Origin of the sequence: Flectobacillus rivi (assembly GCF_030056655.1) — a bacterium.
Taxonomy (GTDB): Bacteria; Bacteroidota; Bacteroidia; order Cytophagales; family Spirosomataceae; genus Flectobacillus; species Flectobacillus rivi.
This window is the reverse complement of the sequence record NZ_JASHIE010000017.1, coordinates 126,431-143,235: the sequence shown is the minus strand read 5'-3', so window position 1 is coordinate 143,235 and position 16,805 is coordinate 126,431. Positions and strand designations below refer to the sequence as shown.

Genomic DNA, 16,805 nt, shown 5'->3' with positions numbered 1-16,805 from the left:
TTTGAAGTAAGTGAGGGTGAAAAACACCACAATTTGTTGATAGTGTGAATTTTCCCTAAATCTAAACCAGAATCATGAGTTTTGAAAATAGGAGTAGAAGGTAGTTGTGTTTATCTACTAAATAAAGTGTTGCTTATTCTCGGTTTTCCTTTCTAATCGGTTTAAATTTTTGAGGTATTGTAGGTTCTTTAAATACCAAGTATTCGGCATCAAACCACCCTGTAAAGCCAAAAAGAGGACCTAATAATTTACTTGTTACCTTCAAATCTAAATAGAATTTTTGCTTTTCATCATCATACCATTCCAAAAGCTCTATATCTCCTCTTATCAGACTCGGGACTGGAATTTTCAATTTTCCCAGAAAAGCAAACTGTCTGCCAGAAGTAAATCTGATTGCTCCATTTTCAGCCTTTAGTCCCATTTCAAAAATCATACGGTGGTCGAGTCCCAAATACTCTACTATTTGCTGTTTGGACTCGCTATAGGTAGCAGTTCCATCGAAACGTTGCTCTTCATCTGTAAAATAAAACACTCTATTCATTGAATGTACTTCTCTTCCAAAATCATCAATGTAGGGATAATTATGTATTTCGTAAGAGATATTTTGACCCGTTCTAGGAAAAAGAATATTGCTTTTGGATAAGAGTTTTAATACAAAAACGGCAAGTTTGTTTCCATTCCAAATATGCTCCATAACTCCTCTCCCAATAAACGCGATGTTATTGGAGGTAGAAAAATCAAAACGTTTTTGGATTTCTGGATGTAGTTTTTCGTACTCTGCCCCCATTTGTCTTTTGTAGGCTGAAATATGCGTTGGTATTTGTGCTGATTGAAGCATTTTCTAGAAATTAAACTATTACACACAGACTTTAAAAGAGAAAACATCATTGTTGACTTGTTACATTCTTATAAAGTTAATTCACCTCTATCTGTCTTTACTTTTATCGTATTTGTCTGAAAGCTAAGCTTATTCTGCCATTTTCGGTATCTGACTTTGGAATAGAATGTTGCCAATATTTTTGTATTTCTTGAGTCATATATACCAAACTTCCTGAAGTCAATTCATAGCTTAGAAATTGGTCAGGAAATTCAATATTTCTGAATTTTAGAACTCGAGCTTCTCCAATCGAAACGATCGCAATGCCAGTATTGGGTTCCAATATATCCGTTTGATCTGAATGATATCCCATTTTTGATTTGCCATCTACATAATAATTGAGTAAGCAATTATTGGGGATAAAGCCGATAATTGGCGCTAATTGGGTTAATATTTCAGATAGTTCAGGCAAAAACGCTTGATAAGGATATTCAATTTGTGAATAATTATAGGCTTTCCCAAAACTTGCCGTTTTTCGAGCAGACATACGCTCATCCCATTTGACAGTTGTGACTAATTTATCATACAACTCGCTAGGATTATTTACAAAGTTTTCGATATATGTAATTCCATCCATTGTTATAGTAGTTTTACAATTTCCTACCAAGGCTATCTCAGCCATTACTTTGCTTTTAAGTCAAACTTAATAATCTCATCTAAAGAGAAAGCTAGTATCGCACTCATCTCAATCAATAATAATGACTTATAATCCTCTACTCCTCCTCATATTCTTCAAGTGAATTTCTTTCCCATTCTTCACTAACGGATGCTCTTTCGGCTTCTTCGCCGTATTCTAGGTCAAAAATCTCATTTAAGGTCTGGTCACTGCGGACTATCTCAGAAAGAGCTACCACCCGTATGTCTTCGGGCATTTGGTCACCTGTCAAAAACTGCCAATCTCCATCATGATCATGTAGCACCCTTAAAATCGGCTTATGTTCTTCGAGCCACTGACGAGTCGTAAAAATGCTCAAATTGTGAGGTTCATTAAATTTGAATTCTACGTTTCTGTCGAGTAAAGGCTGTTTGTACAAAAACTCCTCTTCAAAATTTTCCTCCCAAGGGAATAAGTCGTTTCGGTCAGTCCAAATAAGCTCTAAAGCAGTAAACGTATCACCTTGATAGTAGTTTAGCCCTTCACCAAAGTAGTATTCCAAGTTACTTTGGTCAACAGTTATAAAAGTAGCTTTACTGTCTTGAAAAATGTCTGTATAAATCTTTCCGTCTTCGAATATTGTTCCATTTTTAATCATAGACGCTATGTCATTGATTATTTCATGACCTAAACTGCTAGACAGTCCAAAACAAATAATTTCTGGATGTTGGTACGTTTGAGTCAAGCCAATACTGTAAGAAAAAGAAGGCGAATAGTCGGTTGAGGTAACCGATATTACCTGAAGCCCAAATTGCACAATATCTTGCTTGGTTCGTTCCAGTAAGTCGTTTTTATTGATACAGTTATGTTCGTTTTTCATTTTAAAAGCACCCTAAGCATTAATTTAGAATCAAGCAATAATGTAAGATAAGATTGAATTACTACGCTTTGAGCTATAAGCCATAGGCATTATGCTAAATGTCTCCATTATTTCATAAGAAGCACGTTTTAACTTTTAACCTATGGCATAAAGCTTAAAGCAGGTAAAATAGATTTAATTTTGCCACCTACTCACATTTGTTTCACAAAATAGGGACTTGAGGTACTGCTACGAGCTTCCCAAACTTTTTTGCCATTGAGCCAAATCACTTGCTGTGCTATACCACATGGATTTCTCTCAAAGGAAGCCTCTAGAGTATCTATATCAGCATTACTCCATTGAATATAGGTGATTGGTTTTTCTACCGTTTCTGCATGATTGAGACTAATGCCAATTCTATATCTAGCTTCATCATCACGTTTATAAATTCTAAACCCAGAAGGATTATCTGCCATTGGATTACTTACTTCTTGGCTTTTCCCATTGACAACGAAGAAGATTTTAATGCCTGATACGGGCAAACGGTTGGGATTGGATGGATTTAGTAAATCCTCATTTTGGGCATTAATTACCGAAAAGTCTACATTAGCTGAAATATTATAACAAAGCGGTACATCATCGATAGTGCTACAAGCCACAAAAAAAGAAGAGAGGATGATTAATAATAGGTTTTTCATAGGTATTGTGTTTAAGTTTTGATAAGTGTTGATTAATTTTTTTATAATCTTAAAATATAATGCATTTTACTTAATCCAAATATAGAACAATAGGGTTTAAAAACTGATAATTATCCTATCAAATACTGGAAAACTATTATACGGGATATGTATGTTGATACAACAAAAAATATATTTATGCTGATGTAAATTGGCTGAATTAGCCTCATAGAAAATCGCTGATTACTCATCTCTATGAGGTTCTATTCATAGCCATACAAATTACTTTCAGTCATTTAAAAACGATAGTAAATAGTTTTGAATCTCTTTGCGTTGCTCATCTGTGGCATCATCATTCATATCATTATGTTTGGTATTGGCTAAGGTGATTATTCTGGCACCAATCTTTTTTCTTTCTTCTTCCGTCGGCAAAACTCCTTCGTCTGCTGGTTGGTAGCTCGACCGTAGAGAATATACTTGGGGTTTAGCCGTTCTTGGCAATGCCATTCTTCTATTGTCTAAGGTTATAATCTTATGCACTATATTAGGATATTTTTGCGGGAACAAAGCCGTCATATCTCCCCCATTAGAATGCCCAATCAAGGTAATTTGATGATAATCTAGTTCAGGATGCGTCTTTCGAAGTTCATGAATCACAAACAGAATATTGTCGGCACCACGTTCCCAAAAAGGTCGTCGCACGATTTGAGGCTTACCTGTCGAGGGTATCAAACTATCTGTAGCAAGCTCGTGCTGAATACTAACGACAAAGAATCCTTTTGAAGCCAAGAATTCTGTCACGTAAGAATACATCAGGTAATCTCCTCCTCTGTTTTGTCCATAACCATGACTAAAAATTACCAGTCTCTGCTTAGGAGTTTTCTTAACAGTTTTGGGTTGGTAAATAGCAATAGGGATTTCTCGTTTTCGAGCTTGGTCATACCATTTCAGTGTATCAGGGCTAAAGTTGCTTTCTGACTTAAAAGCAATAGGTTTACTCAAATCTGTAAAAAAGCTTATGATGAGAACAAAAAGCAATTGATTCATTAGGTTGTGGGGTTATGATGGCGTTTAGGGTATCTCCAAGGTTAGGTTTCCATTCTGAGTATTTTTAGCATTTTCAGGGACTGACTGCCAGTTATCGCCATTAATCACAAACTTAAACTCGTGATTCTTTTCTTTAAGCTTAGACATAGGTAGTGATAACTGATAAATATTATTTGCAATATTCGTCATTTTATAGTCCAAATTTTGGGGATTCCAACCATTAAATGTTCCTGCTATTGTGATGTATTGCACTTGAGATTTGTCGATATTTTTAGGCAATTCGAAGGTAAATACAACTTGACTCTTTTCTAGCTTATAACCATATTGGATTAACTTGACTCCTTTTTTATGCTCGATAACTTTCGTAAACGACATATTTTGAATCAACTTTAAATCGCTTTTAGGAACATACCCAGACTTAAGTAAGAAAGCTCGAGCTTTTTCATCTGTACTAACATCCATTTCAATAATATCCTTGATAGCTTGCTTTTTGTCTGTCGAACGATCATAATAGGATTTACAAATTTTGTATCCCATAAAATACCCTAAATCTTTCATTTGAAGACCATTGATATTTCTCCCTTTGGTACCGTAAAGCCAATCAAAAAACTTACCTTTTTCATTAGAAGCAATAAACTTTTTAAACTCCTTCCAAACAGCTTTTTCATGCTGATAACCAAAATCAATATACCCATTGGGATAGGAATCTCGTAAGTTTTTTTGATTAATCACTTCTGCTATAAAATCACAAGCCCCTTCATTCAAACAATGCGCTAAAAGGGCATTGTTTGATTTTTTTTGCAGTGTATGAACATATTCATGCAGTACAATACTTACGGCCCAATCTGGTTTTTCACTCGCAACTACTTCAGAACCAATGAACAAATCATTTCCTTCAGGGCGTCCTCCAAACATACCCAACCCAAATACAAAATATACATTTCCTTCTACAAAATCAGGATACTGCTCTTTGAAGTACTTGAATTTAGGTTCTAAGATTCTCATTTGAGAAGGAAGATTATTTAGATAAGGGCGTATTCTGATAATGTTTTCCTTGCTTTGCGTCATTAAATCCACCCAGTATTTTGCTGTAGCAATTTTGCCACCATCAACCGAATGAGTAATGGCATATTTGACACCCAAACTTCCTCTATCCAAGTATAATTGTTGCACGAAAGCAATTTGCTTTTCTTGGTCTGTTGTAGTTTGTACACTATCAAATGCTTGGAAAAAATTGTCGATATCTTTCGTATGAAAAACAGTTTGAGCATGAATGGTTGTGGCAAAAAGAAGAGTACATAAGTAGAGCCAACATTTTCTTTTCATAGTTTGAGGAGTTTTTGGTTTATTAAGCATTCGGCAATCATATACGCTAAGTTAAAAATTGTAATCTCCTTCACCTAAGGTTATTCATGCTTTATGAATATCCCCTACTCTAAAAGACCATTCTGTATGAATATCAAGATGTTGGCGTAAAAGCATATTGAGTTGTGCGGTATGGTGCTGGGTATGTCGGAGATTATAAAGTATGATTTCCAACATCGGATAATCCATATCCTCAGGCTCGTCGCCTTCTTTGAATCTCTCCTGTAATTTTTCCTCTGTCAAACCTTCCACAAGCTGTTTGCACTTCTCTCTGCTATGTTCAAGGTATTTTACGATTTCTTGTTTACTGTAATCTCTGTCAGGAATAAAATCCCCGATTGACTCCTCTGGTCTATCTTGTTCATCCTTTTGAGTAAAAGAAAGCATAGGAGAAAAATCACTCGGAGGAATAGTTAAATAGTAATCCAGAAATATGGCACTATGAAAAGCAATATAGTAAAAACGTCTATGAGTAGTAAAAAAATCATCAGGACAGCTTGACACAACATTAATGAGCATATCAATGCTTGCACCAAACTGATTCCATAGTATTTGTTGGAGGGGTTTGTTCATGGGAAGGCGTTTTAGATAATTGAAACGTAGACTATTTCTACATTGAATTGAACAGCATTTCAAGACTTACATCCTCTTAAGCTTGTTTATCAAATAAAAGCCCCAGATCTATCAATTTCTTTCTAAATGCTAGAGTATTGGTATCTACAAGTCCTGTCAACATTCCTTTCCCTAAACCATAAATAAAAGGCCCAGGTCTGTTACTCCATCCGATTCCAAACTCTCTAGGCTCATACCCAGCTCTACGTCCGAGAATTCTTAGTCGCTTTTCTGGAGTAAGTTGTTCAATAATCAAATTTACGCAGGGATAGATTTTATCAGGAGATATAAAAACTTGATCCGTTATTTCATACACGATATTTTCTTTACCATCAACTATTTTTGAACCATATATTTGCCACAAAAACTCTAATTCATAGTCTGTATAATCCTTTCCTGCATGCATTTGTGCATAAAGAATTAGCTCATCAATTGTTTTATCAACAAATTTTATGAAGTCTTCAAGGTGCATGGTGTATTAGATGTTTCTGTAAAGTTAAAATTCTCAAATCTCCATAGTGTATGACTAAGTCAAACGAAATGACAAGTGAAAGAGATAGTTTGGAACACTGAAATTGAAACGGTAAAAAGATAGTTTACAGAGTATAAATAAAGATTAACTTTCCCAAGTAATATGGTCGAGTTTTCCTTTTATATCAGTCTTAACTACCAATAATTGATTACAGGGCTCCCCTTCAATTTCAATCGAGTAATCAAAAACTACAGAGTAACCCGTAGCATTATCTGGATATAATCCAACTCTGATCAATATAAGTTTATTTAGTAATTGTTTTTCTTTTGAAATAGATTTGTCATTATAATCAATAATCTCTTGTAACTCTTCTTCAAAAAGCTCTTCTAAATAAAAAGTTATATAATCACGGGTTTCTCCTTTTTTCTTAAAATCTTTATTAATCTGTTTTCTATTTTCCTCATCAATTGCAGAAATATTATTTAGTATATGATTTATTTCTAGCGCTTGTTCTTCATCTATACTTTCATTTTCAAAGTTTATATCTAAGTTTAGAGCCTTACTACTATAGATTGTATTAGTTCTATAGTCCTTTTCCAATTGAGTAATATTTATTACTCCAAAATAGGTTAAATCAAAAGTCTTCATTAAAGCGAGAATTATTTTTGTTTTTATAAATATAGTGATAGTACTAGAATGTACAATTAGAGATTTTGAAAGTTTCCATATCCCACCCACCCTTCTTATTTTACAACTCTATCTCCAAAACTTAGGAAAAAATGCTGGAGTTTGACTCATATAGTCTAGGTATTGAGGTTTGGTTTCTACGAGTCTTTCTTCGAGTAGAGCTACGCCTGAGACTTTCATCAAAAGGAAGGTCATTAATAGAGGGCTTAAGACCGTCCAGCCTGCTCCTGCTGCGACAGCAAAACCAAAATATCCCCACCATAATACGGCATCGCCAAAATAATTGGGATGACGGGTGTATTGCCACAAACCATTATCAAATACTTTGCCTTTGTTTTGTGGGTTAGCTTTGAATTGCGCTAATTGCCAGTCGCCAAGTGCTTCGAATACAAAGCCTGCCAACCAAACAATACCACCCAATGCATCGACCCATGTCCAGCCTGTAAAGGGTGTATGTTGGGTAAAAAAGAGGGGTAAAGAAATCAACCAAAGCAATATGCCTTGTAATAGATATACCCTAAAATATGACCTCCACCAATACTTATCCCCATGTGCTTCGCGGAAAGCTTGATAGCGATAGTCCTCTCCTTTTCCATGATTACGGACTGCTATATGTGTCGACAATCGTATTCCCCAAATCGAGACTAATACACATAACACTAGCGCCCGTGGATTGGTCTCAGGTAAAAGTCCGTACCACAGCCATGCCAAAATCACAAAACCCATTCCCCAAAAGGAATCAATAATGCTAGAGTCTTTGATACGCAAACTCCAAAGCCAAAGTAGCGTGAGACAAAGCCAGAGAAGTCCTGCACCCCAAGCCAAGGGTGTAAAAAAGTAAGATAATACGACCATTCCGCCCAACAAAGAAATAGCCATCACAAGCAATAAGATATTTTTCATAATGATATAGGAAGCAAAGTTTAAGTAGCAGGTATCCGCCTAGCGATATACGAACTTTATATCTTATTTGGATTTTATCTGTTGGAAGGTTCAGGAAAGATTCATCATTGACTGTGTATCTTTCCTGAAAGCTGATAGCCAAAAGCACAATGCCTATCCACAATCCACATCGATGACAATACTGCTACCTTTATATTCTTTTCCAACCGATATAGCCTCGATTTGTTCAGAGATATAATTTTTAACGGCTTTGAGAGGTAAGTTCTTTTCGAGTTTAATCATAATTTCATAAATAAACTGATTACGAACTCGTTCTACAAGCGGTCTTTCTGGACCTAAAACCCTTGCTGCACTGAGTTTTTCCACGAGTTTAGCCCCTAAATCCTTGGCAGCTTTGTCGGCCGTTGCATCTTCGGTATGTTTCACAATAATCTTAATCAATCTAGTAAAAGGTGGATAACGAAAGGCTTCGCGCTCTGCTATTTCCTGCGAATACATTCCCTCATAATCACTTTCAATGATTTGCTGCAAAATCGGCTGTTTAGTATTGTTCGTTTGTATTAATACATTTCCTCGAATCGACCTGCGACCTGCTCTACCTGCTACTTGGGTCAGCATCTGAAAAGCTTTTTCTGTAGCCCTAAAGTCTGGGAAATTAATCATTTTGTCGGCATCAAAAATGCAGACTAAACTCACTTTTTCAAAATCCAATCCTTTCGATACCATCTGGGTACCAACCAAAATATCGACTGCTCCTTTCTCTACTTCATTAATCAAAGTTTGAAAGGCCGTTTTGGTACGTGTCGTATCTAAGTCCATACGCGCGATTTTGGCTTCAGGGAAAAGTAACTGTAATTCTTCTTCGATTTTTTCAGTACCATAACCTCTCGTTCGCAATTTGACAGAACCACAAGCTTGACAAGTGCGGTGCATCGACTCATGATAACCACAATAATGGCAACGCAACTCTTGTTCACGATAATGATACGTCAAGCTTACGTCGCAATTCGGACAAGACACTATTGTATCACAGTCATCACACTGAATATAAGGCGAATACCCACGACGGTTTTGAAACAAAATCGTTTGTTCTTTTTGCTCAAAATTCAGTCGAATGGCATCCAACATCATGTTTGAAAAATCGCCTTTGACCTCCTTATTTTTACGAGCATACTTCACATCAATCAATCGAATATCGGGTAGCTGGGCATTGCCAAAACGTTGTTTCATCGTTACCAAACCATAGCGACCTGTCAAGGCATTGTAATACGTCTCGATGGCAGGCGTAGCCGAGCCTAGCAACACTTTGGCTTTTTGCTTATGCGCTATCACCACTGCTACATCACGAGCATGATAACGTGGCGCAGGATCAAATTGCTTATAAGACGTTTCATGTTCTTCATCTACAATGATTAAGCCTAAGTTATCGAAAGGCAAAAACACCGCAGAACGTACGCCAATTACAAACTGGAATTTGCCAGAAATAACCCCTTTCCAAACTTCAACTCGCTCGTTATCTGAAAATTTAGAGTGGTATATTCCCATTTTATCCCCAAACACCTTGCGCAAGCGAACTACAATCTGTGTCGTTAGGGCAATTTCAGGCAATAGATAAAGGACTTGCGAACCACCTGCCAATACTTGCTCTATGAGGTTGATATATACCTCTGTTTTGCCACTACCCGTAATTCCATGCAATAAAACGGTATCTTTTTCTTCGAAAGATTGCATGATTTCTGTCATTGCTCGCTTTTGTGCTTCAGACAATTCAGGCGTTGGAGCTTCCACAAAGTCAACATCTTCCTCAAATCGACTTACGATTACATCAAATTGTTCGAGAATACCATTTTTCAATAAAGTATTCAAAGAACTATCCGAAATTTCGGCTTTGGTTAGCGTACTTTTTTCTAAGCCTTTGGCATTGAGTGCTGGAGTTCGCAATACGGGTACATAACGCAAGTATTGCAAAATCACTTCTAACTGTTTGGGCGTTTTTTCAAGCTCACCCAACAAGGCTGTCAAGTACCCAGCCTCCTCATAAAAGTGGTTGAGACGTACTTTTCGAATGATTTTGGGTGTATATTTTTCTTTGACTTCCTCAAAAACAATAATGGCTTGCTTTTGTACCAAAGCCTTAATAAGGTGATACACATTTTTGACATCGGCAAAACGAGCAAGTTCGTCGTAGGTAAGCGACTGATGTTTTTTGAGTTCTTCTATAATTACCCCCTCACGTTCTGTCAAAAGTTCTGGACGGTCAAATTCTGGATTAAATTGTACTTTCGACAAGCTGGAGATTTTGAGTCCAGACGGTAACGCCACATTGAGCACCTCGCCCACGTGGCACATGTAATAATCTGCAATCCACTGAAATAGCTCTATTTGTTGTGGCGTGACCAGAGGTGCATCGTCCAACAATTCAAGAATATATTTGGCTTGATATTTTTGGGGTGGCTGATGATGTAAACGAGCAATAACAGCAGTTACTACTTTAGATTTTCCAAATTGCACAATTACCCTTGCTCCTACCCGAATATGCTGGGCAAAATCACGAGGGACTCGGTATGTAAACAAATTTGGCACCGCTACAGGCACGATTACATCGGCGAAGACGGTGTTTTCCTCTTGGAAATCTAGGGTGTTTTCTTGCAATAACATAATGCAATTTACAGTAAAAATCATTTTGGTCGGCTCGCCGACTTTCTTAAACTATGCTTTTGCTGTAGATTTGTTTTTTAGAGGGGACAGGGATTAGGCAAAAAGGGGAGAGTTAAGGGACAAAGGCAACGGGCACAAAGGCACAAAGTGGTTTTAGGGGATAGGGTTTAGGGGAGGATTTTTTGATTTTAGGTTCAAAGGGGTCAGGCACAGAGGCGTAGAGACGCAATGCCTTGCGTGTCTACAAATAAAAAAATATTCACAATTCACTCATTCAAAATCCACCATTAATCAAAGGTTTGATAAACAAGGCATTGCGTACCTACAAATAAAAAAATATTCACAAATCACTAAATCACTCAATAAAACATGCTCATCTTTCTCTGTACCATGATTATTAGCTTTATGGGTTCGCTTCAGCCCGGACCGCTCAATATGTCGATAGTACAATTAAGTCTGCATGATAATCCCAAAGGGGCGTTAAAAATGAATGTAGGTGGATGCATTCCTGAGTTTGTTTACAGTTTATTGGCGGCAGAAGGATTAGTGATTTTTCAGTATTATCCGTGGTTACTGACCTATTTGCAATGGGGAGTAGTGCCATTGCTATTGATACTGGCGTATTTTACATGGGTAAGTAAACCTCAAGTACATGCCGAAGATTTGGGGAAAACGCCCTCAAAAGCACATTTTTGGAAAGGCTTAATACTATCTATTTTCAATCCACAATTATTGCCGTTTTGGATGATTGTATTGATTAATTATCAAACATTTTCATGGCTAAAAGTACAGACCTATCCACATAAAATTGCTTTTGCTGTTGGGGCATCTGTCGGAGCTTTTCTGTTAAACTATTTTTACAGTCAACTAGCCTTGAAATACAAAGACCAAATTTTCGCTAAAATTCAACAAGAAACCGTTCAGAAATGGATGGCATATATTTTTATCATTATGGCTATCGCACAAGGAGGGAAGTTATTGAGTGAATGGTGAGTGATGAATTGTGAGTTGTGAATTGCGAGTCATGAAAATAAAATCCTAACTATCAACACATTACACCTACACCTTTTGTAACTATTCACTAAAAAAAACTAAAACACTTTGTACCTATGTGCCTGAGTAACTGTTCACTTTACAAAAAACTAAACACACTTTGTGCCTCTGTGCCTGAGTAACTGTTCACTTTACAAAAAACTAAAACACTTTGTGCCTCTGTGCCTGAGCAACTGTTCACTTTTCAAAAAACCAAACACACTTTGCGCCTTTGTGCCTCTGTAACTGTTCACTCATAAAAAAATGACTCATAAAAAAATACAATGGCCATTATGGCTCATCAAAATCTTTACTTACGAATATTGGACATGGTGGGCTTTTTATATACCGCTCATCCCCTATTGGCTTTATCAGGCTTTTCGAACAAAATCATTGACCTTTTTTACCAATGCTGACCCGTGCATTGATTATGGTGGTTTTTTTGGGGAATCCAAAATAGATATTCTAAAGCAAATCCCTGCGCAGTATCTTCCTCAAACGATTTTTATCACCAAAGGATGTTCTTTTGACTTTGTATTAGAGCAAATCAAAATGTTAGAATATCCGCTTATTTGTAAGCCAAATGTGGGAGAAAGAGGTACAGAGGTAGAAAAAATTGTAGATGAAAAAGCTCTCAAAAACTATTTTGACGGCCATCCTATCGACTTTATTATTCAGGAATATGTCAGCTATGATATTGAGTTAGGCGTATTGTATTATCGTATGCCAAACGAGGAACGGGGCTATGTGACTTCGGTCGTAAAAAAAGAATTTCTATCGGTTATTGGCGATGGAGAATCAAGCATCGAAACTTTGATGCAACAAAGTACTCGCGCACGTTTTCAGTTGGAAACTATGAAAAAGCGATTGGGAATGGATTTTTATAAAATTCCACAGCGCCATGAACGAATTTTGTTAGAACCTATCGGAAACCATTGTAGAGGCACTAAATTCCTGAATGGCAATGAATTAATCAATGCACAATTGCATGAGGTTTTTAATAAAATTGCCAAACCTATCGAAGGTTTTCATTACGGCAGATTTGATATGCGTGTACGCTCGATTCAGGATTTGTACAAAGGGCAGTATATCCGAGTGATGGAGCTCAACGGGGTAAGTGCCGAGCCTGGGCATATTTACGACCCCGAATACAAGCTTCTGAAAGCTTACAAAGATTTGGCTTATCACTGGCGCATTATTGCAAATATTTCTATTCAGCAACAAAAGCTAGGAATCAAGCCCGTTCCAACCAAAACTTTATGGAAAGTTATCAAAGAACACTTCAGGAAGTGAATGAGTGATTTTTCTTATAATTACTCCCCTAAATTATCGTTTAAATCTGTTTAAATAACAGGAAAAATCAATAATATATCCGTGACACATAATAACTGTATCATTTTGATTATGAACTTATTACGATTACTGACATACTGTTAACCGATAACTTCTTTTTACTTGAGAGAAAAGTAATTACAGAAAATCTATATATTGATATTGTACTTCCTTGGCATCTTTTACCACTTGCATAATACATTGGGTCATCAGTGTATTATTGCGGTTCATGCGCATATCATTTTGAATATCGCCATTACCGCCATTTTGATGAAAATCTAATAGTATCTCTGCACTTATTCCTGTTGGATATTGATTTAATAATTGCTCAAACCAATTTTCTCTTTCATGACGAATTTGGGCATTATACAGCGTTGCCGACGACCAGATATGAGACTGCTGGGCATCTTTTTCTGCAACAGATAATTGATGGCCATCCCATCTGATTTCGGTGAGAAAAAGCTCTTTTTGATGTTCTATCACAATCAAAGTGAAGTTTTCGATACCGTCAAAAAGGAATTCATTTACAAAGGAAGAAAGATTTTGTTTTTCGAAAAAAGCAGGAATAATCGTCCCTCTGCTTTGTCGATAAGGAGGTTGGTGAATATGGTTTTCGAACGCCCCATTCAATAAACATAAAGTAAAATTGTCGGAAGTAGCAATCCACGTGCCACCTGCAAGAGCATCTTTAGGCATAAAAACGCTTGTATTTCCGATTTGATATGCTTGTGGTGGTATAGCTTTCGGACGGGCAGTTGCCTCGTCACGGTTGTTAGTCAGAATAAAATTTTGTTCCCCTTTCGGCACAAATGTCAAAACGCACATGGTTGTAATAGTAGCTTTAGGCGATGGGCAATTCAATAGCCCTAAGCCTCTGAAACTTATTTTTCTTTAAAACGAATAGTTGAATAAGCAACGCCAAAGTTTTCGGGAATTTCGATCGTTGGGAAAGCCGTATTCAATCCGATTTTGATAATGGCTAAATGATGAATGGTATGCTCGATAAGATATACCAACTCACGATTAAAACTCGTCGGAATCTCCAAAAGTTCCTCTCCATCATAGCTTGTTGCTAGCATGAGCATTTTGTCTTCTTCCCAAAAAGTAAGTTTACCAATAATAGCCCCAAGCACCTGTAAGGTAAAGTATCTATCCGTCTCGATTTGGACTTTTCTTTCTCGGTTATCGTAGTTGACCGTTCCAGAAATATAGCCTTTGAGTAAGCACTGATAAAACTCCACTATATGACGTACATGTTGCCCAATAGAGTTATCGTGAAGCTGTTTGAGAGGTTTTTTATACTGTTCATCACTCATCTGACCAAGCAAGTCAGTAAGTTGCGTAAGAACTTCTACGTTTGTTTGTGGTAACATTTTTAATAGTTCAGTGACCCTCTAGGTCGTCTAATTAATCAATTTATCTTTAAAAAGGGATAAGGTAATAAGGCAACAGGCACAAAGTGTTTAACCAAATTAGTGAAAACTCTTTCCTGAAATACACTTTGTGCCTTTGTGCCCGTTGCCTTTGACCCTAATACCTTTTTGCCTAATGCCTATTTGCCTATCCCCTCAAAATTACTTCTTCACATTTAATACTATCGAAATATCTACATTGTCGCTCATTCCTAGTGTTCCGCCACCTACTTCCCAATCTCTACGGTTGATAATAGTTGAGCCTTTAAAGATAGCGTTTTCTCCTTCATTGATAAAAGAAAATGGAAGTCGGATATTTTTAGTAATCCCTTTCATCGTCAAAGCAAAAGTACCTACAAAACTTTCACCATTAGCTTCTATTTTGAGTGACTTCATGCTAATAATCGGGTATTTAATTACTTCAAAAAAGCCTTCTTTTTCTTTTAAATGCCTGTTCCTTAAACTATTATCAGTATCTATAGTATTGGCTTCTACCGATCCATAGATAGATGATTGTGCCAAATGTTCGGGGTCAAAATGGATGGCACCTTGAAAACCTGACAGTTTCCCGATTACTTCCGCTCCGAGCATCTTGATTTTGAAGGTAATATTTGAGCTTACAGGATGCCAGACTTGTGAATAACTTGTGCCTATACTAATCCATGAAATAATAAAATAAACGAGCAAACGAATCTTGGAAGAAATCATAGTCGTGAATGGGCTTAAAATACACTACAAGTTAATGAAGAATAACGAGAGTTGTATGCGAGTAGAACAGGAAGAAGTTTTCTGAGGGTGGATTTGGGATATTTGATTGGGGAATTTTTCTCATTTTCAAATGAATTGAGTGGTTGAGTGATTGAACAACAGTATACTATTAATCTGATTACTGGACAAAATTAGAAAGGGGTACTCAGATGTTTGGACTTCGTCACTTAAGTTTATTAATACAGTTTAAAACTGTCTAAAAAAGTAAGTCCAAGACTTCGTCTTGGACTAGAAACTTCAATTTTGTTCTGTAATCAGACTATTAACCAATAACTACTTTTTACCTATTAATCAAAAAGTAGGCTATACTTCCGAAATCCAATATCAGAAATCCGAAATAAATGATGTGCAATCACTCAATCTCAATTCACTCAATGTAACGACGGGATTCCTTGGCTTGTAGCTACTGCAATTTTTGAATCGGCGGTACCATAATACAAAAACCATTGATTTTTGAAAGATACCATTCCTTCTACAAAACATACGTTATTCACCTGACCTGTCATTTCATAAGGCTTGTTTGGTGTCATAAAGTATTTTTTAGAACGGTCTTTCAATACAGCTGGATTACTTGCATCAAATAAAGCCTGACCTGCGCTATAAGTCATATCTGGCAAAGATTTATCTCCAGTTTGACCATTGTTGGCGCTATTATAAAGTAGAACAATACCTTTTGTAGTAAACAAGGCATAAGGTCCTGGTTCCACCAATTTGCTATCAAAATATCCTTTTCTTGGTTTTAACACAGACACCAATTGCCCTTTCGCATCTTCGACTGGCATCCAATTGAGTAAGTCTGTTGACGTTGCCATAAACAAGTCGGTATCGCCCCAATACATCCAATATTTACCATTGATTTTCTTAGCAATCATTTTGTCGCCTACCTTGTCAACTACAATTGCTCCTGATTTCGACCAAGTATTATGATGTTTTGGAGCCTTGAATACCAATCCATGCTTGGTCCATTTGCGCAAATCCTTCGAGGTAGCCAACATCAATCTGGCAGTTTTTCCGTCGTACGAAGTATAAGTCATAATATATTGTCCTTGAGCACTTTCCACAATACGAGGATCCTCGCAACCTCCCTCCCATTCGAGAGATTTTTGGGCATCATTTTCAGGGTAAAAAATAGGTTTTGCTTCTTTTTTAAAATGTAAACCATCTGAAGAAATAGCCAAACCTAAACGAGAAGTTCCTGCAAATTTGCCGATTTTATCTTCGGCACGATATACCAAATATACCTTGCCATCGCGCACTACAGCCGCAGGGTTAAATACATCTTTTTCTTCCCATTTGACCTCTTTTTTGAGAATAGGACAAGTAAAAACTTGTTTGTCGGAAGGTGTCAATACAGGGTTCACTGCATCGACTTTGGTAAATGGTGAAAATTGCCAATTGGCAACGTCAGAAAGATAAAGAGGCGCATTAAAACTACTTAAACCTACGCCAACCAAGAGGGCAAGCGATGCCAAACTTATATTATTTTTCATAGAAAAGGGGATTTGAGGA

Annotated in this window: 17 protein-coding genes; 2 read left to right on the top strand and 15 right to left on the bottom strand. The window is 36.8% G+C overall.

Going from position 1 to position 16,805, the window contains the following annotated elements; genetic code table 11:
* Positions 1–133: 133 nt before the first annotated feature.
* From QM481_RS21400 to priA, 11 genes are all read right to left on the bottom strand, one after another.
* The gene (locus QM481_RS21400; RefSeq protein WP_283383256.1) at positions 134–838 is read right to left on the bottom strand and encodes a DUF4166 domain-containing protein; all 705 of its coding nucleotides are present in this window, start codon (positions 836–838) and stop codon (positions 134–136) included.
* Between the two features lie 103 nt (positions 839–941).
* The gene (locus QM481_RS21395; protein ID WP_283383255.1) at positions 942–1,454 is read right to left on the bottom strand and encodes an alpha-ketoglutarate-dependent dioxygenase AlkB; all 513 of its coding nucleotides are present in this window, start codon (positions 1,452–1,454) and stop codon (positions 942–944) included.
* 136 nt (positions 1,455–1,590) lie between these two features.
* On the bottom strand, positions 1,591–2,352 hold the full coding sequence (locus QM481_RS21390) for a DUF4262 domain-containing protein (RefSeq protein ID WP_283383254.1): 762 nt from the start codon (positions 2,350–2,352) through the stop codon (positions 1,591–1,593).
* Between the two features lie 191 nt (positions 2,353–2,543).
* Positions 2,544–3,029 (bottom strand): hypothetical protein, encoded by a 486-nt coding sequence (locus QM481_RS21385; RefSeq protein ID WP_283383253.1) that lies wholly within the window; start codon positions 3,027–3,029, stop codon positions 2,544–2,546.
* A 267-nt stretch (positions 3,030–3,296) separates the two neighbouring features.
* A complete protein-coding gene (locus QM481_RS21380; protein WP_283383252.1) occupies positions 3,297–4,055 on the bottom strand; it encodes an alpha/beta hydrolase family protein in 759 nt (252 codons plus the stop codon).
* A gap of 24 nt (positions 4,056–4,079) precedes the next feature.
* Positions 4,080–5,381, bottom strand: a complete 1,302-nt coding sequence (locus QM481_RS21375; RefSeq protein ID WP_283383251.1) for a hypothetical protein — start codon at positions 5,379–5,381, stop codon at positions 4,080–4,082.
* Positions 5,382–5,465: 84 nt separating this feature from the next.
* Positions 5,466–5,993: a DinB family protein gene (locus QM481_RS21370; protein ID WP_283383250.1), complete on the bottom strand. Its 528-nt coding sequence runs from the start codon at positions 5,991–5,993 to the stop codon at positions 5,466–5,468.
* 76 nt (positions 5,994–6,069) lie between these two features.
* Positions 6,070–6,504, bottom strand: coding sequence for a hypothetical protein (locus tag QM481_RS21365; protein ID WP_283383249.1), 435 nt, complete (start codon positions 6,502–6,504; stop codon positions 6,070–6,072).
* A 144-nt stretch (positions 6,505–6,648) separates the two neighbouring features.
* Positions 6,649–7,152: a DUF2004 domain-containing protein gene (locus QM481_RS21360; RefSeq protein WP_283383248.1), complete on the bottom strand. Its 504-nt coding sequence runs from the start codon at positions 7,150–7,152 to the stop codon at positions 6,649–6,651.
* A gap of 108 nt (positions 7,153–7,260) precedes the next feature.
* Entirely contained in the window at positions 7,261–8,094 is an 834-nt protein-coding gene (locus QM481_RS21355) for a DUF1295 domain-containing protein (RefSeq protein ID WP_283383247.1), read from the bottom strand.
* A gap of 153 nt (positions 8,095–8,247) precedes the next feature.
* Positions 8,248–10,752 (bottom strand): replication restart helicase PriA, encoded by a 2,505-nt coding sequence (gene priA, locus QM481_RS21350; RefSeq protein WP_283383246.1) that lies wholly within the window; start codon positions 10,750–10,752, stop codon positions 8,248–8,250.
* A gap of 369 nt (positions 10,753–11,121) precedes the next feature.
* On the opposite strand from priA, the gene QM481_RS21345 reads away from it, so the two are divergent.
* Both QM481_RS21345 and QM481_RS21340 read left to right on the top strand, forming a co-directional pair.
* The gene (locus tag QM481_RS21345; RefSeq protein ID WP_283383245.1) at positions 11,122–11,745 is read left to right on the top strand and encodes a LysE family translocator; all 624 of its coding nucleotides are present in this window, start codon (positions 11,122–11,124) and stop codon (positions 11,743–11,745) included.
* Between the two features lie 303 nt (positions 11,746–12,048).
* A complete protein-coding gene (locus tag QM481_RS21340) occupies positions 12,049–13,077 on the top strand; it encodes an ATP-grasp domain-containing protein (RefSeq protein WP_283383244.1) in 1,029 nt (342 codons plus the stop codon).
* Positions 13,078–13,254: 177 nt separating this feature from the next.
* On the opposite strand, the gene QM481_RS21335 is transcribed toward QM481_RS21340, so the two are convergent.
* From QM481_RS21335 to QM481_RS21320, 4 genes are all read right to left on the bottom strand, one after another.
* Positions 13,255–13,941 carry an NRDE family protein gene (locus QM481_RS21335; protein ID WP_283383243.1) on the bottom strand — a complete coding sequence of 229 codons (687 nt, stop codon included), beginning with the start codon at positions 13,939–13,941 and terminating at the stop codon, positions 13,255–13,257.
* Positions 13,942–13,997: 56 nt separating this feature from the next.
* Entirely contained in the window at positions 13,998–14,489 is a 492-nt protein-coding gene (locus QM481_RS21330; RefSeq protein WP_283383242.1) for a DinB family protein, read from the bottom strand.
* A gap of 201 nt (positions 14,490–14,690) precedes the next feature.
* A complete protein-coding gene (locus tag QM481_RS21325; RefSeq protein ID WP_283383241.1) occupies positions 14,691–15,236 on the bottom strand; it encodes a YceI family protein in 546 nt (181 codons plus the stop codon).
* 431 nt (positions 15,237–15,667) lie between these two features.
* Positions 15,668–16,786 (bottom strand): glycoside hydrolase family 130 protein, encoded by a 1,119-nt coding sequence (locus tag QM481_RS21320; protein ID WP_283383240.1) that lies wholly within the window; start codon positions 16,784–16,786, stop codon positions 15,668–15,670.
* Positions 16,787–16,805: the final 19 nt, after the last annotated feature.